Below are 767 nucleotides of genomic sequence, written 5' to 3'. Positions count from 1 at the left end.
GATGCGAGCCCGGCCAGGAAGCGGCCGAGGTAGAGCCACAGCGGGTCCTGCGGCCCGAGCAGCATCAGCACGGTGGCGACCAGAGACAGGACGAGGACCGGCCGCATGAGCACGCGTCGACCGTGGGCGTCGGACCACCGGCCCGCCACGAGGAGCGTGGGCAGGAGCCCGACGATGTACACGCTGAACATCGCGGTGACCTCGGTCTGTCCGAGGCCCTGTTCCTCGCGGTAGAGCAGCAGCAACGGTGCGAACTGGTTGGCGCCCCATCCCACGGCGAACACCGCGAGGGCGGCGCGCCACCACGCGCGATCGGAAGGCGCACTTGTCATGTGGCAGAACCTATCGCCCGATCGTCAGGTCAGCGCCTCGATCACGAACGCCACCCCCACCGCCACGAACAACGTGCTGACGACCACGTCCACCGTCGGCAGGACCCGCCCGACTCGCTCGTTGACCAGTCGGTGCGACGCCGCCACGGCGAGGGTGCAGAACCACATCAGCGCCACGGCGATCATGCCGGCGACGAGTGCAACGGCCTGACCGGGCGGGACCTCGCCGCTCAGGAACGGGGTCAGGACGGCGCCGAAGAACACCAGCGCCTTGGGATTTGCCAGGTTGGTGGCCAGCCCGCGAGCGAAATCGGTTCCCAGCTGCCGAGGGCCGAGTGAGGCGGGGGCTGCAGGGGCGGGGTGCGATGATTCCGCGCCGGTGGGATCGGGCCCGGCGAGCCCCGCCCGCGACCGGGAGCGCCACCAGCCCCGCAG

The 767-nt window shown here is 70.9% G+C and carries 2 protein-coding genes; both read right to left on the bottom strand.

Annotation, left to right across the window (positions count from 1 at the left end; translation table 11 throughout):
• Positions 1 to 332, bottom strand: a 332-nt coding sequence (locus IY392_RS15625; protein ID WP_194861703.1) for an MFS transporter, incomplete at its 3' end; no start/stop codon positions are given.
• Positions 333 to 356: 24 nt separating this feature from the next.
• On the bottom strand, positions 357 to 767 hold a 411-nt coding region (locus tag IY392_RS15620; RefSeq protein ID WP_194861702.1), incomplete at its 5' end, for a LysE family translocator.

The organism is Dietzia sp. SYD-A1 (genome assembly GCF_015356725.1).
Classification (GTDB): Bacteria; Actinomycetota; Actinomycetes; order Mycobacteriales; family Mycobacteriaceae; genus Dietzia.
The sequence above is the reverse complement of the archived record's forward strand: the minus strand, read 5'-3'. Positions and strand labels throughout refer to the sequence as shown.